We start from the raw sequence: 19,297 nt of genomic DNA on the forward strand, positions 1-19,297 counted from the left end.
CCGGGGAATGCCGGCGACGCTTCACGGGTTTCTTAGCAGGGATAATTTCACTCATATTAGGTGTCCACTTGTTGATAGGTGGACACCTAAATTACAGCGCAGAATTTGGCTTGGTAGATGAGTTTGCCGGACGCTTACGAATGAGCTGGGCTGCACACCGTGTACACGATCAGTGGGGGGCGCTATGCGGCTGGCATTGATCCTTAATACCGGGCCATTACCCAAAATCCAATCCACAAGCCATAGGAAACAGACATACCACCTTTTCCCCTTTAGGTATGACCCCCAGCTTGGTGTCCTGAAAATTTGCCTAGATGATCAGCAGTGGCTCACTCGGCTGGCACGATTGTGCGGGCCTCAGTGACACAAAGCAACGAGATGGCAAATAGCGAATTCCCTTCAATAGCAGTCCCAAAATGCACAATTGCGATTATTCACATCGTGCAGACCCATACGGCCGATGACCTTATTCCTTCGATCGCTGCAAGCCAGCTACTTCATTTGGATTTATTCATAGGAAACTGCCAAAAAAGCATTCTTACAGTCAAATAATTTAAATTCATATTTGAGATATTCATCACATTTAGATATTGCAAATCACGCAAAAAGTATACTGTCATTAATGTCAGCTTAGGCATTTGCGGGAATAAATGACAAGTTAGTTTGATTGATACAGAGTTGAGAGCAACTGGTCAAGCCAAGTCTTAGCCCTTAAATCAATCGACCTATACTGCGACTTCTTGTCTATTTTTCCAACTGTATAACAGACTGCACAACGCATAAAAAATGTAGTTGATTCATGGCAAATAAAAAACTTAAGGAGGGCCAGTAATCATGAAAACTTAACTCATAATAGAATTTTTTGGTTGCACAACCTCACGAAGAAACTACTTAACTCTACGGAATCGTTTCGCAAAACCGTAGGTTCTGTAGCAATATTGAAGCTTCAGATGAAGAATGCAAAATCTTTGCTAGGCAAGCTCTGGTTGAAGTTTTCAATTTGAATTTATTAAGTTCTCAGCATATTGGAAATTGAATATGAATACAAAGTGTAAGCTAAAATTAATGGCCTTAAGTTCTTTATGTATAAGCGGTTATGTTTTTGCTGATGGTCCCCCAGAAATTCCATTTCAAACATTATTTTTAGAGGGCGAGTATGCCGATGTTTTTCCAAACAATCGAATTTATGCCAACGGCAGAATGCAAGCAGAAGTTGACATTTTTTATCAACTAAAAGATGGCTATACTTATATTGGGGCAGATCTCAAAGAACTGTATACGGGACAGTCGCTTGAGAATACAGTAGTTTCTGATGGTTACAACGGGTACATCAAGGATATTCGATTAGGCTCTGGGACGCCTGCCTCGGCGCCCCAAGTCTCCACACTATCAACAAATTAGGTGGCTAGAAAATATCTTTCTTCTTCAACTTTGGGTGTAATACGCGTTTGTGTTGAAGCAAAAGCACGTAACAACGATACAAACGCGATAATCACTCAAAGTACTTGTGAAGGTACTACTAATAATGCCTCTGTTTCAATAGAGAAACTCAGCCCAACCAATTTTTCTTTATCAAGTTTCACTGCGAGTGACTTTGATACTGGCTTTCAAGACACTAGCAATATCTTGGATGCGTGGAAAATTCAGGCGCTTACATATAAGCCTCAAGGCTTCACTCTTAGAAGGGTATGGAATGAGGATGCAATTACATTTTCAAGCCAACAACTTGGCTTTCACGGAATTACTTCTGCCCCTTATGGCTTATTAGCGAGTTACCAACCTCCAACCGTAATCGATACTGAACCATTTACTCGCATCTATGGTAGCACTTCGCTCTATTGGGTTTCAGACACTACCGCCAACGAACTGGAGTTTCCGTATGTCAATACATATAACGCCATAGCTGGTGGAATACTTTACAAAAAGCATGCAATTAATTTTGATTTTAATACCAATGAAAACATAACTTTTGTGGTGACATATGGAGGTGCTTATACAACCTACATAAACTTCAATGTCCCAGTTGCATCCCGTAACAATGCAAATATGGGATGGTATTTCCCCGGATATACTGTTCCGGATTATTTTATGGATTTAGAGCCTGCTGAGAAAAAAGTTTACTTTGAAGATACTTTTGGTAATCGTGGACATTTTTCTTTTTCTAGGGAAAATAGAAGCGATCGTTTTGGGCCTGGCTACTATAAAATAAGTGTCAATAATTCCTAAACTAACCTGTAAGGGTAAGTATTATACTTACCCTTACATTTCATGACTCAAGGGAGTGCTTTCGCTGCAACTACGGCGGTATCAGTGCCCTATTTTAAGTAGAATCAGGCTATATGCTTATCATTTAATGTCCTTATTTTGTCATTTTCTGGTTATGTGTGCCTCCCGCAAAGATAAAAGGAAATTTTAACTTTCTGTCCGGAAATAGTTGGTCACTACACAAAGGCTTGACCGTATAAGTTATTTTAAATGAATTCAATCCATGTTAGCGAACAAAATTTGAACAGATGTGCTCTGGCCGGTGAAAAGTTATATTGTGTTGACTGCCAGGTCAAAAAACAATGTCTTCCTGATACCTGATACCTGATACCTGATACCTGATACCTGATACCTGATACCTGATACCTGATACCTGATACCTGATGCCTGATGCCTGATACCTGATACCTGATACCTGATACCTGATACCTGATGCCTGATACCTGATGCCTGAAGTGAATCAATGGCAATGAATCGCATGGTGGCAACTTTGCTATTCACTTTCCCCATATCACCCCATACAGGTGGACTTCCATACTGGGGTTAATGTGCTACAGGGGTGTAGCACTATAGATTAGTGGTCGGTGTAAGCCCTTGAAAATCAAGCGATTTCGGGTAACTGCGTGATTTTCAAAGAAGGAAAACCAATGGATAAGGCGCTTTCTGGTGGATTTCATAGAACTGATTACTGATTTTTTATCGCACTACAGCTGGCTTTGTCAGTCGCTGTAAATAAAGGAAAAATGGACTCCTTGTCGTCTGATACTTCCGTTTGATTGAATTATTTGCAAAAAGCGAATACCCTAGGTCAGCTGCCCTCATGTCCAGCCGTCAAGCCGGCGCAGGCTTAAAAAAAGGGCAAAAACAGCTTAAAAGCAGATAAAAAACAGACAGAAAAAAGCTGCAAAGATCGCAACACCGTTATTCAATGTTGTTCAACCCGCAAGACGCCCTGCAGCACTGTAGCAGTAGCGCCCGCGGGAACTGCATCACCGCACAAAATATTCACTAAGTTAACCAAGGACCGCATCATGACCGCGTAAGGTAAGGCGTAAGCGCCACCTCCCGGTGCTAGGAACACCGAGAGATGGCTAACCCCGAAAGATACATAACTATCTAACGAGGCTGTCTTGGATGATACGCCACACATTCGCTCGTCTTCAATAAGGTTCCCCCTGAAGCCGGGCCCTACTGGCCACCCCCGCCCCTGGCGCCGGGGTGTCCTGTGGCGTAGCGCGACCATTGGTGTGGTGCTTTACTTCAGCCGCGCACCGCCCCGGCTACGCGGCCTCTCCCCGGATTTATCTCTTATTTTCCCTAAGGACCGCGCCTGCGGCGAGAGAAACGGCGCAAAGCCAATCGCTTTGATAACGCCTTTCCGCCCCAGGCCATTCAAGGAGCCTATGAAGATGGCCGTATTCCCCTGTCGATTGTCTGAGCCACTACAACTGGAAAGCTTTTATACCATTACGCCCGTAGCCATCCACGACGATATCGTGGAGTTGGACATTGCGCCATGCGAGGTTGGTCGCCCCCTATGGCTCAAGCGCTTATTTGAGTTGCAGGAGCAAGCCTGGGAGCTGGCGGACCACCAGGCCCTGTACCCCTCCTCCCATGCATCAGCCCCAGCCCCACCGAAACCGACCAAGCGAAAGCGACCTTGACCCAAGGACAGAGCGCCTCTAAAGGGCGAACGCCCTGAGCGGTATCGCCAGTGCTTGCCTTTCCCGTTCCCACAGCGGGAAGGTAAGCGTGGTCACTAGGGAGGTTACCAGTAAGCCCTGGATCCTTACTGGTGCCACCGTAGTGGCGCAGGACTAAATCGCAGCAGGCGCCGCCGCCGAGGATGTACCTATAAGCCTGACAACGGATTGAGTTGCCGGGTCATTAAAGGCTGTATAAAATTTGTGCAGAAGCAGGGTTTGAATGGAGATTTTGGAAAGCTGACGCAGAATTGCTTTCGAGAGTGCAGCCAGGATAATAGCACTTATGATGACCACTCTATAAATATTATGGGGCCATAATGAGTCGACTCTCAAAAGCTATCGACAATTTGGGGATGATACGTCTCTTGAAATTGGAGGGGCGTGAAGTGCGTTTAGCCTTGCTCCTAAACAAGGAGGACTGGAAGCACTTGGCGGCTCCGTGGTGGCGAGGGAAGAGCGCATCTATCGTTGGGGTAGACCTGGATGGAAATTTTGTGCTTTGCAAAAGCTCAGGTGAATTTATTCTGTGGGACCACAGTATGTCTAGCGAAGTTTTTATCTCAAATAAATTAGAGGGATTGCTCAAAAAATTAGAACTAGATCCAAGCAATATACCTTAATGATTCAACTAAAATGGCAGCTTTTAGGTTACCTGGATTATTCGCCGAGTGTAATACTAGTCAACAACTTGAGTTATAATTTGCTATGTTATCTGGGTGACTGCTGTAAAGAACGAGATGGAACTGCTAGCGCTAAGGTTCAGTCCCGCATAAATTGATAATTGTGTAGCCAGTATGAAGAGTGGAAAGCAGCGTAAAGCTGAGATAAAACAATCAAGACTGGCACGTATAGCTAAGCACGATAGAGAGATTAATCCTTTTAAGGGCCCGGTGCCCGAATGGGCCATCCCGGTAAACGCTGCCGAGGTGGTATACCATTCTATGTTCTTGGATATACCGCTTTTCTATGTTGATAAAGAATTTGCATGTAAAGATTGTGGTAAAATTGAGATATGGACCGCTCGGCAGCAAAAATGGTGGTATGAAGTAGCCAAAGGAAACTTTGAAACCACAGCTGTAAGATGCCGTCAATGTAGAGATAAAAGGAAGGCGAAGAGGGATGCCCAAAAGAAGCATATGGAAGAAATTTCAAACGAAAGTTATTGATCGAATGATGTATTTTATTGAAAATATATAAATTTGTGAAATAGTCTCATACAGGCTGCTATCTAAGCGGTAGGCTATTGGCACCAAATAATAGTAAATAAAAGGCTAGGTTATGAAATTTTTCGTTTTTCTGTTGTCCCTGTTAATGGCTTCCAGTTCACTAGCGAAAACACCCTGCAAAGAGCTTGTAAAATAAATTTCCACAGAGAATATTTCGTCGCAAGAGAAACTCGCAATGCTCAATCAGGAGAAATCATGTTCAGGAGTCCCAGAATACGAATATGAAAAGGCTATACTGCTGGCTTCAACGCGTGACTTGAATGGAGCCCTATCTATCCTGGAGTCCAGGAAAAGTTGGGGTGAACTCAAAGAGCGTGCAGTTCTTCTTCAGGCGAAAATCTATGCTGCTAATGACAAAAAATCTGAAGCGATCGTGATTATCGATGAATACTTGGATAATCACGGTGGAGATGCAGCGTTATACTATTTCAAGGGAAAAATGCTTAACTCTCAAAGAAAATTCAGTGAGGCTGTCGATAGTTTTAAAGCATCCGTAATAATCGCACCAAATCCAGAGTCATATCAAGCAGCTGCAGTTTCATATTACGCGTTGGGTCAGTGCGATAAGGCAGTATCATCCATAGACCAGGCAGTAGTGTTGGATGAAGCCACCTTTGGTGATCTTGGGTCAATGCTTGTGATGTCCAGGTGCTATGCAAGGAAAGGGAAATTTGTTGTTTCTACTAATGCACTAAAAATGTTACTGGACAAGAACCCCAGAGCTGAGAATAACTCCGATTTTCAAGCCGCGCTTGCCAGTTTGCGTTCAAAAATTGCTCAGGCAAAGGAGGCCGACGACGGTTCAACAGATGTGCACCTGGTGAATCTCAGGGATATATAGAGGTTCTGCGTGCTTAACGTGGCGCGGCAATGGGGTGGCTTGCTTTGTGCACGTCTAGCAATTTTTTTTGCGATCCAACTATCGCGAAAGTATGCATTGAATTGTTGGCGCCTGTTGCGGGTGTGAGGGGTCAAAACTGTCCATAGCAAGAAGATATCACCTCACCACGAAATGATGCCCGAATATCTTTGCTGACCAGATCGCAAAAGAGATTGGCATCTATTGTGGCCATATTTGCAACTCGTACAGATGGTAAAAGTAACTCTGGGGTCAACGGACGCAGGGGCTGGCTGCAGAGCAGTAAGGGGAGGGAGTTGCTGCCTGTGCAATAACCATGATGCGCAATTATTAGTCAGAAATAATCTGCAGCCATGTAATGTCAAGGATACAGATATTTTCGACCCCGAGTACTCGCAATCGTGTCAGTGGCAACCTGCTACTACTCGACGTCGCACTGGCGAAGCGGGATGCGAGGAAGAGGTCGGACAACATCTACAACCAAGTCTATCAGGCCGTGACTATGGTCCCGTATTCGCATAAAATAGCTGATTGGTCGCTATTGTAAGTAGCATCAGTTAATTAATAATGGCTAGGTAATAATGAATTCTCCAATTTCTGCATCAATGGGGACAAAAGAATGGTTTATGCTGATAATCCTTTCTATTTTGTGGGGTGGGTCATTTTTCTTTATTGAGATAGCGGTTTCTGAGTTGCCAACCTTGGTAATCGTTTTAACCAGAGTGTCACTTGCAGCAATAGCCTTATGGATATTTGTATTAATAGCACGGATTCGTGTACCTCGCACACCAAGTATATGGGCCAGCTTTTTGACCATGGGGCTATTAAATAACGTGCTTCCTTTTTCGTTAATTGTTTGGGGGCAAATACATATTGCCTCAGGGTTGGCATCTATATTAAATGCTACAACTCCCCTATTTACGGTCCTTATTGCCAGCACTTTTCTTCGAGATGAAAAAGCCACAAGAAATAAATTAGCCGGTGTAGTCATTGGTTTTATTGGAACCGTAGTAATGATTGGACCTTCGGCATTAGATGGAATTGGTGTCAATGTGGTGGCGCAGTTGGCGGTATTAGGAGCTGCGTTGTCTTATGCATTTGCCGGAGTATATGGTCGTCGATTTAAGGTAAGAAATATTAACCCTATTGTTACTGCCGCTGGTCAAGTGAGTGCTTCGGCTCTGTTTTTGATCCCGATAATACTTATCGCCGGCATTCCTGCAGATTTGGGTAGACCCAGTATTCAAACGGTTGCTGCTTTAATTGCGTTGGCAGTTTTTTCTACCGCAGTTGCCTATGTGCTTTATTTCAAGATTCTGGCATCAGCCGGCGCAACCAACTTGCTGTTAGTGACCTTTCTGATTCCAATTTCCGCAATTTTACTTGGGACGTTAGTGCTTGGAGAAATGTTACAGGGGCCTCATATAATAGGTATGGCGATAATCGGATTTGGATTGGTGGTTATAGACGGTAGATTTCTACGAAGGCCAAAGATTTACCAAGGCTCCTAATAGGTTTATCTAGGGTCTGTTCACACTAACTGAGATAGCCCTGCTACTGGTTTTGTGGCCTGCAAGGCAGGAATTGCACTGTGTGGTGGGCCCACATAAGCAATTTCTAACGCCGCAGGGCGCGAAAACAAGGGCAGCCCTTCGGGTTCTTGCTGGAAAAGGCGCCACTGTTCATTGCTCGTCGCTCATTTGGAACAACCAAACCTCTTTCCTCGTGTCTCGATTGCCACCTTTTCTATCACAACAGGGCCAACTCAGTTAGTGTGAACAGGCTCTAGATCAAATGATTGATGCTTCACCGATGGCCTTAGGTTGGTGTAGGCGCAGGATACCCAAGTTGTCCATGCAAAGTGGACACTACACTACTACCAAGTATTGCTCCAACCGTGAATGAGATAAAGAAAAACAATTAGTACCATTGTACTGAAGATTTCGGTCAGGAAGCTGATTCAGGGAGCTAGAAAGAGAGGGATTACAGTACGTGTCTCTGGTTATAGATGCAGTTCGGGGAATTGTGAGTGGATATGAGCTGCAGTTCCTGTTTGTTACTTTGATAAGGTAGAAAATAGCGCCAAAAAGTGAATCAATACAATTAGCCGCTAATGATGATATATTTTAGGAATTGATCCTGATCGCAACGCTCTCATTTTCGCGCTAACCTTTAGATAGTAAGCCATCCATTGTAAGTGTTGTACATCAGACGAGGAATGCTAAACAGGAGTATGGATGAACTACTATACGCTATTAACTCATGTTTCTATCGCGCTTGGAATTGTTCTTGTGCGGTATTATTGCTCCCTCCATATTAGCCGCAAAAAAATATTTACAACTTAGATCGAATCCACACGCGACGGATGCATTTCAACAGAGGACTTGTATCATGAAATCGATAGAGTACATATCTGAATACCGGGAAATTTGCCGCTCTATCTTTCTAAAAAATGTACCTGACTTTTTCGCTGAAAACGAGGAAAGTCCTTTCCTGGAATTTTTGGATTCTGCACCTTCCATATACCGGGTAGTCCTGCTTGATCAGGAGGTTATAGGTAGCTTTGGTGTAACTGAAATTATGGTGGGGGAGGCGGGACGTATATCGTGGATTATGTTGGACCCAGCAAAGCAAGGCGTCGGCGCTGGGCGTTATATGATAGATGAGTGCTTGAGTATTGCCAATGACTACAAGCTTGGAGCCTTGAAAATTTCGGCGAGTCATCTGTCCGAAGCATTTTTTAAGTATTTTGGAGCCAGTAGAGAGGGCTTTGTTAAAGACGGTTGGGGAAAAGGAATGCATAGAGTAGATATGCTCCTCCAAACTTAACTTGCCCAATGAAGGATATAGTGCATCACTAGGATGCACCCAATAATAAAGCTGTTGATTTCTCCGAAGAATTGGTTCCGTATTGTTCTCCCTTGGAACCTATGTAGTTATTCTTAAAGCCTGATATATGATTTTGTATGGTTATTAATGAAAAAGGAAATTTTATGAAAATTAAATTGGCGATAGTCTGCCTTGCTTTTGTAATTTTATCTGTTGCATATGCTAATGAGAATCAGCTTCAATCTCACAAGGAAATCAGGGAAGTCATTGAGGCATTTCGATTGTCTATAATAGAGAAGAATGAATCAAAATTTGATAATTTATTCTATGACAAATCTATACCTTGGCTTGGCGTGTTGGGTCATAAAAGAAGTGGAGTATTGCCTAGTCAATTGGGTATTAACCCTGGCTCCTATGTGCAGTTTATCTCATGGATTGTTTCAACTGAGGAAAAAATTGAAGAGAAATTCTGGGATATTGAAATATTAACCGACAATGAAGTTGCTTCAGTACATTTTAAATATAGCTTCCATGTTGATGATTATATGAGTAACTGGGGAGATGAGGCGTGGCATATGATAAAAACGGGAGATGGGTGGAAGATCAGTTCCGTTGTATACTCAGTGACAAAAAATCCCGAACCGCCACCGAAAAAAATTGATTAGGTTGCTAATATAGGTGAATCTTCAGGTCCGCTATTGTAATCCTACTGGGAGGGAGTTTTTACTGAAAATTATACATCCAGTGATATACGTTCGAAGAATGTCGATGCCAGTTATCGTGCATGTACCTTTGATGGAAATTACTATCAGGATCGTCAAGGGACCGCCACCATCAAATTTGCGTCACAGGATGGTTGCAAAATGCTGGCATTAAAATTATCTGACATTACTTTCTTCCTCCTTTTAGTTCAGGTAGATTGTCGCGCTTCATGCGCAAGTCAGGTCAGTCATTGAATGACCAAATGTAAAATCTTAATCCTTTCCCATGACATAGTGGCTGTTGCATAGAGCTGGCTTAATGCACTGTTGACCCCATGATGTGTTTTTCTGTGGGTTTTGGTCGTTTATAAGTATCAAAAAGCTTGCATCACTTCCTTTCCCTATCCAAATACAGAAAACGCGTATAGTTCCTGCAGAGACAAACCTGCAGCTGAGTATTTTCAATTTGTAAAACTCCGAGCCGTCTTCTCTTGCATCAGATGAAATTTGCGCCTACCCTATCTCAGGTCGAAACCTTTCATTAGATTATGAAGAGAAAAATGAAAAAGAAATTACTTGTTGCTTCCTTGTTCTGCGGTTTTATCAGTCAGGCCCAGGCCGCACCGGCTTGTGACGATCGTGTGGCGATTAATAACCCCGCGCGGTTTCCGTTTAATACCATTGCCACTATCCGCTATGACAATACCTGTAGTGGAAATTACAAGGCCTGGGGGACTGGATCTCTGGTTGGTCCTCACATGCTGCTTACCGCGGGCCATGTGGTTTACAATCGCTCTAAAGGTAAAGTAAATCAAACCTGCAACTACATACAGCCTGGTGCCTATCATGACAGTGCTACCGGGGCTATTGTTCACCCATACGGTGAAAGAACCATTTCGGATACAAAGTATAAAAGAACCAACAATAAATGGGCTGACAGCAGCTATTCTCCGGAAAGAGGCGTCGACTATGGAGCCATTCGGCTTGTATGCCCATTTGAGGATATCAATACCTATATGCCTATGGTATTTGACTTAAGTCCAACTTTTATCAATACATCGGGATACCCAATAAAGGACTTACCCTCTACTGGCAATATTGGTGATCAATGGCGTGGTGCTGGCAGTGTAACTGCCCAGGCCAACAGGACCATCACCTATGACCAGCGCTCTACTAGTGGCGCCAGTGGTTCACCCGTGTGGATATATAATGCTGGGGCAGCTACTCGACGTATCACTGCGGTTAATACAGCGCACAGTACGCAATGTAATGGTATTGGTACCAGGCTGGTTTGGCAGAATGAGGGTTTGATCAATAAGTGGCTGGACTGGGAGCCAACCGCCGCGGAGGAGCTTGCGGAAGGATGTGTGGCCAGCGCGAGCCTGTTGCCTATCGGTATTGGCGACCTGGTCAATTACTTTCAGGCCGGCAAATTCGAACCATTCACTAAAACTGAACTTAATCTGGTCCCAGTACCAGTGAATCCCGAAGGCCAGCCCAGATACCGTGTCTATCAGTTTATTCAGAACCAGAAGTTCGTTTGGGAGGAGTTCCTGGACAGCCAGCAGAAGCGTTACCTCAAACTGCTTCAGCCGCAACAAAAATGGCTTTCTATAGAGGAAGCCCAGGCATTGCTGTCCGCTTCCGAAAGCTGGGTTGATCAGGAGCCTTCAGGGCTTTATGAACAACGGGTTCCAGTTGGCCAAACATGGAATGGTGAAGCCTATCAATTGCCCCTGGACCCAGTCGACCAAAATAGCAATCCAAATCCAGACAAGACTGCTGATTTTGACTTCCAGTAACGGTCGCAATTGGTAAGGTTGTAGTTTATCCACTCAAGATGCGGCTTTGGTTAGCGGCATCTTGAGTTTTTAATAGATGACTCGGAATCCTTCTTCAGGGCGGTGTTTTCAAAGTGGTTTGCCCTGCAATTTAAAATCAGGTTTTCTACCCAACTTCTTCCCCTTCGCTTTTCCAGCCAAAAGACTCTTGCCCTGCCTGCTTCAGGTCACATGGTTATCGATAGTCCGTTAATAAAAATTTAACGGTGGACTTTGCAATCCCGCTGATTTCCCTGGGTTTGTGGCTCAGTGAGTCTGAGACCTTTGCGATGTGGGTGATGGTCCTGGGAACTAGGGCCTGTTGACACTAACTGAGATAGCCCTGCTGCTTCAGGTTTTGTGACCTGCAAGGCAGGAATTGCGGAGTGTGGTGGGTCCACATAAGCAATTTCTAACGCCGCAGGGCGCGAAACCGGGGGCAGCCCTTCGGGTTGTGCCGGAAAAGGCGCCACTCTTCGTTGCTCGTCGCTCATTTGGAACAACCAAACCGCGCTCCTCTTGCCTCGATTAGCACCTTTTCTGTCACAACAGGGCCAGCTCCGTTAGTGTCAACAGGCCCTAAATAATCTGCCGGGTTAATAGTGAGTGGTTTGACATGGCAAGTTATCCCTAGCAGGCTGTAGAAAAAGTGTTTTTCAGCGGCCTGCTATCCCCAACAGTGATGTTCGGGTCGGAAATCAAGCCTGTAATGGCTTGATTTTTCGTGGAGGGTTTGCGGAAATGCGCGGCAAACCCGGGTTGAGGAAAGCCAGTGAGCGATTTTTCAATAACCTGCTGGGGTTATTGGAGATTGCCGCTATCTCCCAAAACCATATAGTTGCATTACTTCCACCAGACAGGTTGGTCGCCGGTTGACTGGATTTCTGGGGAACCGGCACTTCAGTCAACCTTTCGGGTTTGGGGAGGATTCTCTATTGAGGCAGGAATGCAATCGGTTGCACCTGTCCGCTTGTTGGAAAAGCCATTTCAGGTTTTTCCCGGCGTGGCGGCATCTCCTTAAAAGCTGGTTGTTGCGCGTAACTAAGCGCGTTTCCAGGGAGGACAGTCCAGTGGATTAGGAAGCGCCTATGGGATTGTCGGACTGGTTGTGGTTCCGGATATCCATTGCGGAGCTTGTGCACCTGGCGCAAATGATCGCACCCTGTGGGTGGTTTTTACGCCCAAGCTCACTCCCAAAAACCCGCCACAGAGGTGTTGCGCAACTGTTATACAGGATGAAAAGTGTGGCTGGAAAGGTAAATACCCTTTCTCTGCAGCATGGAAGACAGTAAGCTCCAGTGTATCCCGTTAATGAAACTGAAATTTTATGGCGGGTGGAGAACTTCAGCGCGGTCAATGGTCGGGGTCCCGCAGCGTCAGCAAAGGGGCAGGGCAGTACCGATCGCGTGGGTCCGTTGCTGTCAAGAATAACAATTAAAGCGATGGAGGGAGAGTATGAGACGTCCTCTCAACAATACCTGTGTCACCCTATCTGTCTGTACCGCCACTTTCTGGCTGGCGACTGCTGCGGGCGTTTCCCAGGCCGCCGAAGGTGCTGTCGATATCATTATGGAAGAGGTTGAGGTCACCGCGCGCAAGCGCGCGGGGGCGGAAAATCTGCAGGAGGTGCCGGTAGCGGCCACCGCCTATTCCGGCGATCAGCTGGAGGCACTGCAGACCCGCGACCTGCAAAGCCTCTCCTTCAAAATGCCCAACGTGCAGCTGGACGACATCGGCACTGTGAAGAATACCGCCAATTTTACTGTGCGGGGTTTGGGGGTTAACAGCTCCATTCCCTCTATCGACCCCACCGTGGGTGTGTTTGTCGACGGTATGTATATGGGGATCAACGCCGGTGTGGTCACCGATATGTTCGATCTCGAGGGCATTGAAGTTCTGAGGGGCCCCCAGGGCCTTTTGTTCGGCCGCAATGTGACCGGTGGTGCCGTGGTGATCAAAACCGCGCGGCCAACGGAAGAGTTCGCGTCCAGGTTCAAGCTCTCCACCACCGACAATCTCGATACTGTCGCCGCTATGAGCGTCAATGGTGCGATTTCCGATCGTGTGAATGGTCGTTTGACGGCTTACTACAACGACGACCAGGGCTGGTTCGAGAATGTGGCTACCGGCAACAACAGCCTCGGCGCATCCCAGAGCTGGTTTATCCGTCCGAGCGTGAGCATTGCCTTCAGTGAGGCTGCCGAGCTGCTGATTCGGGCCGAGCACGGTCGTATGGATTCCGATGGTGTCGTTGGTCAAAACCGCGGCCAGCCGATCTTCGCACCCGATGGGACCCTGGTGGCCCCGGGGGCCCAGCAAATTGCCGGCCTCTTTGAAATCACGGGCTGGGACAACAGCGACGACTCCTTTGAAGTCGCAATCGATGAAGAGGGTTTTCAGGAGGACGAGTGGAGCCAGGTGATTGCTGAATACAATCAGGATGTCGCTTTAGGCGATGGCACCATCACCAATATCCTTGCCTGGCGTGAGTTCGACGCGCTGGGTCTCGGCGATATTGATAGTCTGCCTATTTTTGGTTTCCACGCCAACACCAGGGTTTCCCAAAGCCAGCTGAGTAACGAACTGCGCTATTCCGGTCGTTTCGGCGCCACCGCGCTGACGACTGGCCTCTACTGGTTCAGCCAGGATCTGGAGTATTACGAGAACCGGCTGCTGCCCTTGTCGGCACCCGGCGGACTGGACTGGACCGGTGGCGGTGTACAGGACCACAGCGCGCTGGGCGCCTTTGCCCAGGCGGATATCGATCTCACCGACTCCTGGGTGTTCACCCTGGGGGGGCGCTATTCCACCGAAAGCAAGGACGCGCAGATCGCCACTATCCCCGTCAATCTTTGCAGTCTGGATGGCTGTGCGGCTTTTGATTTCGAGGACAGCGAGACCTGGAATGCCTTTACCCCCAAGGTGGGGTTGCAGTGGAACCTGCCCGGCGGCGCCCAGGTGTATGGCTTTTGGACCAAGGGATTCCGCAGCGGTGGCTACAATATGCGCAACACCGGGCCGGGGGAGTTGCCCGGACCCACGGACCAGGAGGAGCAGGCCAGTTTCGAGATAGGTGCCAAGGCGGAGTGGCTCGACGGCCGGGTGCGCACCAATTTGGCGCTGTTCCACAACACTATCGACAATATGCAGCGGGAGGTAAATCTCAGCAATCCCGTTGTTGGCGTGGTGCAGATTATCCGCAACACCGCCGACGCCACCATCCGCGGAATGGAGTTCGAGGTTATGGCGGCCATTTCCGACAACTTGCTGTTTACCGGTAATGTTGGCTATGTGGACGGTGGCTACGACAGTGTGAGCGGTGATATCAGTGGTGACGGCCTGGTGGATGGGACGGATCTGGCCCTGGATATTCCGCGACTGGTGCCCTTGACCTACGGTGTGGGCCTGGTTCATGACTGGCAGTGGGGCAGTGCCGGGACCCTGACATCGCGGGTGAATTTCAACCATCGCGATGAGTCAGCCTATACAGACAACAATCTCGGCCTTTTGTCCGCGGCAGATATGCTGGACTTCAGCTTAGGGTTCAGCCCGGCAGAAGGCAGCTACCGCCTGTCATTGTTTGGAAAGAACATGCTGGATGAGGTGACCGAGGGTAACAACACCCAGTTGCCTGCCTCCCTTGGTGGTATGGGCGCGACCTTTACGCCGCTCAACAAGGGTCGGGTGATGGGTGTCGAATTGACCTATAGCCTCTAGCAGGCTGTTGAAATTCGAAGAATTTCGACGCCTGGTACCAGAATATGGATGTTCCGGTAAAATCGGCGACGGCTAAGTCGTTGATTTTGGGAGAAAAGTGAAAATCCCATTTCTCGCTTTTCGTGTGTTAAAAAAAAGGCAGGATGCCTTTTTCAACAACCTGCTAGCAGATTGTTGAGAAGCCCCCCTGGCTTTCCCCAACCCGGGTTTGCAGCGCAAAGCTGCAAACCCTTGGCAACAAATCGAGCCGTTACAGGCTTGATTGGCGACCCGGACCTTCCTGTCCGGAAAGGTGGGTTGCTGCAAAATACTTTTTCATCCGCCTGCTGGGTTGAGCTGTATCGAGTGGGAGTAATCACTTCACTTCGCGTCACTCGGGCTCGGCGAGCCCGAGAGCTTCATACACCTTTTCGATGACCGGATCGTAATCCCCGATTGCCATCTTGTCGCCGTCAAAACGTTCACACAATGCTTTACCACAATCCATTTGGATGTGTGTGTTCTTTTTGTTGCCCAGTAGTACAACCATCAGGTCGTGCTTCGGATCTATGACACTGAGCGTGCCCACCCAGCCGGAGTGGCCAAATGCTTGGTCACTGGCGTGCCTGCCAAACAGATAGGCAAATTTTCCATTGACATTGATATTCCATCCCAAGCCAAAGCCTTCCTCAGGGAATTGCGGGTTGGGCGTCAGGAATTCGTCTATTATCTGCTGGTTAAAATATGCTTTGCCCTCGTATTCACCGCCGCTCAACATCAGCGACATCAGGGTGAGCATTTCTTCCGCCGTGGAGAATAGCCCTGCGTGCCCAGCGACACCGCCCAGGCTATAGAAGGCTTTCTCATCGTGCACCTGGCCCTGGATGGTTTGGGTACGCATACCGGGGAATTCCCGCTGCTTCTCGCGGGAATTGCCATAGATCTCTGTTGCCGCAAAATCCCTGGGCTCGAAGTTGGCGCCATTGGCGGGCGATTCCAGCAAATTAAACCCGGTACGCTTTAGCTCGAGAGGCTTGTAGAAGGTGTCTTCGAGAAAATGGTCCAGGGTACTTCCGCCAATCGTCTCAACCAGGTGCCCCAGCAGCATGTAGTCGATATCCGAGTATTTCACACGCGTGCGTGGCGGCACTTCCAATGGGGCTCTCTGCATGGCGAGCAGGCCCGTGGCGCGGTCGTTGGCGAACAGGTCTGGGTCATCTGACTGGTAAAACTCGATACTCGGGGGATGGCCAGCCGTGTGGTGCAAGAGGTCGCGCACGGTCACGCTGGCTTTGCCTTTGACCGGATCCTGAGGCCGGTCCTTATATTGCGGCAGGTAGTGTTGCACTGGCAAATCCAGATCCAGCGATCCCTGGCTGACAAGGTATTGCAGCGCGTAGTTGGTGGCATACATTTTGGTGTTGGAGGCGAGATCGTAAATGGTGTCCGGCCTCGCCGCCAGCGTCGCCGCTTCAGGAATAGGCGACACTGCCCGTGGTGTTTGTACGGTACGTGCTGGCTCGCTGGCGTCGTGTCGTTTGGCGTATCCGTAGGCCTGCAGTTTGATGATCTCGCCCTTGTACCAAACGCCGATTACGGCCCCGGGGAAACCTTCTGCTATGGAGTTTTCCATCAACGCATCCAGCTCTTTGAAATCGGGCCCGGAGCTGCATGCAGATAGTGTGCAGAGGGTTGCCAGCGAGACAGTGCCCATCAGTATCCAGGAGAAAATACGCGAGTGTTGGGAGCGGTGGAGGTTTCTGGAGTTTCGCATGTGTACCTTTTGTTTTGATCGAGGGCGCAGGGTTCGTGACAGGTTGTCATTTGCCGCCTGCCACCTATACCCACAAGAGTACGGAGGACCTTTCATATTTTCCGGTTCGCCCGCGCTGTTTCCACTTGCGGGGGTGGCAGCGTATCACACAGTCGGGTAGCTCTGCGCACTTGTCCGATTAAGAGCAAGCCGCCATCCCGCAGAGCCCCCATCAGGCTGCTCCCATGTACCAGCTATCCATCAAAACGCGCATGATTCCACCCCAAAAGCGCTTGTATATTGCACGGATAAGCACCTGTGCTGTGCGCAGCTTGCCCTTATTGCCCGCACTCGGGCTCAAACGATGCAGCAGCGGAATGGCGGTGAACTGACGCGCACCGCGCTCTACCTCAGGCTGACAAATCACTGACCGGGTGCAAACTGTGCCAGATTGGATTTTCTGCCGAACTAGCTGGCTGGTGTCTTTTTCGGTACTCCCGGCGTCAGTATGTCATCAATCGGCATAAGGTGGATCAATGTCGAAAAATACCTGATTTGGTGTTTTCATATCAAAACATTTCCCCGGTAGGTTGCTGAATCTAGTCCTGGCGTGCTGCATATTTTGGCCGGTGATAGTGGTGAAGAAACAGCCCTTGGGAAAATATTGCCAGACAAGACCATTGGTCTCTTCGTTTAGTCCGCTTTCCCAGAAAACATAGGGATGAGCAAAGCAAAAGTTGGCATTTGGCGACTCGACAACAGATAGATTTATTGCTGGTTGATATAAATCTATTTCTCCTGAGCCGGGCAGAGGCCAATTTGCTCGGGGCTCCAGCCCCCCGTAGCAGCTGCTCAACCTGGAGCCAGTCAATCGGAGGTAATGTAGGGCCACCCCTTGGCTTGCCGACGGATGATCGCTAACTGCACGGTCTGCTTGAGCCCATAGTCTTTCAGGCCGCAGTGGCGCCGCGACTTTCGGTTGAGCTTGGAGCTGTGAACCCCGAAGACGGCAGCGATCTCCGCCTTGTTATATCCAGCTTTCATCAGGAAGTAAATTTACTACGGTTGCTCTCCATTTCGATCGCTTGAGTTGCATTTACCAGTTGAATCCAGGATGGCTTGCATATACTACTTAGCCGTCTAAGGGGTGCTGAAAGTTCACAAATACCTGAGTATCACAAATACCTGAGTATATAGGTGGCCTCTGCAGAAATAAGTGTAGATGTACCACTGCTGTTTTCTACCAATGCACCCACAGTCAGAGAGGTATTCGCATGAATGAGCAGAGAACAACTGCGGCTGTTTTGTGTGCACTGCTCATTAGACCATGTTATGGTGGAACCCGATGGAATCCCCTGTGTTTGAAAAGTCACTGAAGCAATTGTTCGCCCCGGATCGTTAATTTCGATACCAAGACAAATATCTTCAGTAAAAATTCGGGGGTTTGTAAGGTATACATTACACTCCATGTAAGGTGTTGTCTGCCTGTCCTCTGTGTCGTATAGCTCCTCTGCAATAACTATTATATTGTATGAAAAGAGCAATAAAATAAATGTATATAAAGATAGCTTGAGCTTAGACATATTTGGATCCTACTTTATTTTTTGTGAGGTATATTTTAGAATTAATCAAAGATTATGTAAGTTGCTTATTGATACCCCTTCGAGTTCTTTAATTTGATACTTGATGCGCCCAGCCAGTTTTGATTGTTAGTGCTAGTGGCCAAAATTTTTCTCGTCAGTTTAGTTAAGCAGTAAAAATTGACTTTGGGGCAGGAAAAGCAGCAAGCTATAGCATTAGCCCCTGGATAACCCAGAACAAATAAAACTGTATTTGCGCAGATTGTCAATTTTAAATTAGTGATTATGTCACTGATTTCATTTCTTTGCTTTCGGTGTTGGTGTGAGCTTTGTTGTTACGCGCATATTTTATTTTCAAATAGACAGAATGACACTTGATTCCTCTTAGGTTTCTTGCTCCTGTTGCCTTGTTGGCATTTTTGTTCGGTCTATAGCTCTTAGTGAAACATGCGTCTCATGAATGCCTTTGTGTGGAATAAATTTAAGTGGCCAACTAATAAAACGCTTCCCCGCCATCTTATTTTTCAATGAATAAAAGGTTGTAGATAGTGGCCATCTAAAAATTATTGTTATTTAACTAATTCTTTAGGTTGTTGTGGTTTATAGGAGGTTTCCGGAAGTGGCCCATAGCTGCAGCGAAGGCTGGTCGTATTTATGGGTTGGGTGCTATCTTGTGCTCAAAGGCTTTGAGTTTATCGGTGTAAAACCAATGAAGTGAGCTAGGGAACCTCTGAAAAACTGCTCCAGTCTGGCATAATTTACCCCATTTCCAACATACACAGATTCAATCATGAGCCAACTGACCTTCGCCGAAGCCGAATACACTATCAAGAAACGCAAAACACGGCGCGAACTGTTCCTC

12 protein-coding genes are annotated in these 19,297 nt (G+C 47.3%); 10 read left to right on the top strand and 2 right to left on the bottom strand.

Annotated features, from left to right (window positions below):
• Positions 1-1,038: 1,038 nt before the first annotated feature.
• From AB1S50_RS17095 to AB1S50_RS17140, 10 genes are all read left to right on the top strand, one after another.
• Positions 1,039-1,401: a hypothetical protein gene (locus AB1S50_RS17095; RefSeq protein ID WP_367152275.1), complete on the top strand. Its 363-nt coding sequence runs from the start codon at positions 1,039-1,041 to the stop codon at positions 1,399-1,401.
• Entirely contained in the window at positions 1,402-2,226 is an 825-nt protein-coding gene (locus tag AB1S50_RS17100; protein ID WP_367152276.1) for a hypothetical protein, read from the top strand.
• A 1,448-nt stretch (positions 2,227-3,674) separates the two neighbouring features.
• Positions 3,675-3,929, top strand: a complete 255-nt coding sequence (locus tag AB1S50_RS17105) for a hypothetical protein (protein ID WP_367152278.1) — start codon at positions 3,675-3,677, stop codon at positions 3,927-3,929.
• Positions 3,930-4,765: 836 nt separating this feature from the next.
• Positions 4,766-5,137 carry a zinc-ribbon domain-containing protein gene (locus tag AB1S50_RS17110; RefSeq protein WP_367152279.1) on the top strand — a complete coding sequence of 124 codons (372 nt, stop codon included), beginning with the start codon at positions 4,766-4,768 and terminating at the stop codon, positions 5,135-5,137.
• 235 nt (positions 5,138-5,372) lie between these two features.
• A complete protein-coding gene (locus AB1S50_RS17115) occupies positions 5,373-6,038 on the top strand; it encodes a tetratricopeptide repeat protein (protein WP_367152280.1) in 666 nt (221 codons plus the stop codon).
• Between the two features lie 599 nt (positions 6,039-6,637).
• Positions 6,638-7,567, top strand: a complete 930-nt coding sequence (locus AB1S50_RS17120; RefSeq protein ID WP_367152281.1) for a DMT family transporter — start codon at positions 6,638-6,640, stop codon at positions 7,565-7,567.
• Positions 7,568-8,447: 880 nt separating this feature from the next.
• A complete protein-coding gene (locus AB1S50_RS17125) occupies positions 8,448-8,885 on the top strand; it encodes a GNAT family N-acetyltransferase (protein WP_367152282.1) in 438 nt (145 codons plus the stop codon).
• A gap of 164 nt (positions 8,886-9,049) precedes the next feature.
• A complete protein-coding gene (locus AB1S50_RS17130) occupies positions 9,050-9,550 on the top strand; it encodes a hypothetical protein (RefSeq protein WP_367152284.1) in 501 nt (166 codons plus the stop codon).
• 596 nt (positions 9,551-10,146) lie between these two features.
• Complete coding sequence (locus AB1S50_RS17135; protein ID WP_367152285.1) at positions 10,147-11,388, top strand: trypsin-like serine peptidase; 1,242 nt, start codon at positions 10,147-10,149, stop codon at positions 11,386-11,388.
• A gap of 1,473 nt (positions 11,389-12,861) precedes the next feature.
• Positions 12,862-15,123, top strand: coding sequence for a TonB-dependent receptor (locus tag AB1S50_RS17140; protein WP_367152286.1), 2,262 nt, complete (start codon positions 12,862-12,864; stop codon positions 15,121-15,123).
• 370 nt (positions 15,124-15,493) lie between these two features.
• Here the strand turns inward: AB1S50_RS17140 and pbp4b are convergent, their stop codons facing one another.
• Together pbp4b and AB1S50_RS17150 are read right to left on the bottom strand one after the other, a co-directional pair.
• Positions 15,494-16,876, bottom strand: a complete 1,383-nt coding sequence (pbp4b, locus tag AB1S50_RS17145; RefSeq protein WP_367152287.1) for a penicillin binding protein PBP4B — start codon at positions 16,874-16,876, stop codon at positions 15,494-15,496.
• Between the two features lie 1,154 nt (positions 16,877-18,030).
• The gene (locus tag AB1S50_RS17150; protein ID WP_367152289.1) at positions 18,031-18,438 is read right to left on the bottom strand and encodes a hypothetical protein; all 408 of its coding nucleotides are present in this window, start codon (positions 18,436-18,438) and stop codon (positions 18,031-18,033) included.
• Between the last annotated feature and the right edge of the window lie 859 nt (positions 18,439-19,297).

The organism is Microbulbifer discodermiae (genome assembly GCF_040742695.1).
GTDB lineage: Bacteria > Pseudomonadota > Gammaproteobacteria > Pseudomonadales > Cellvibrionaceae > Microbulbifer.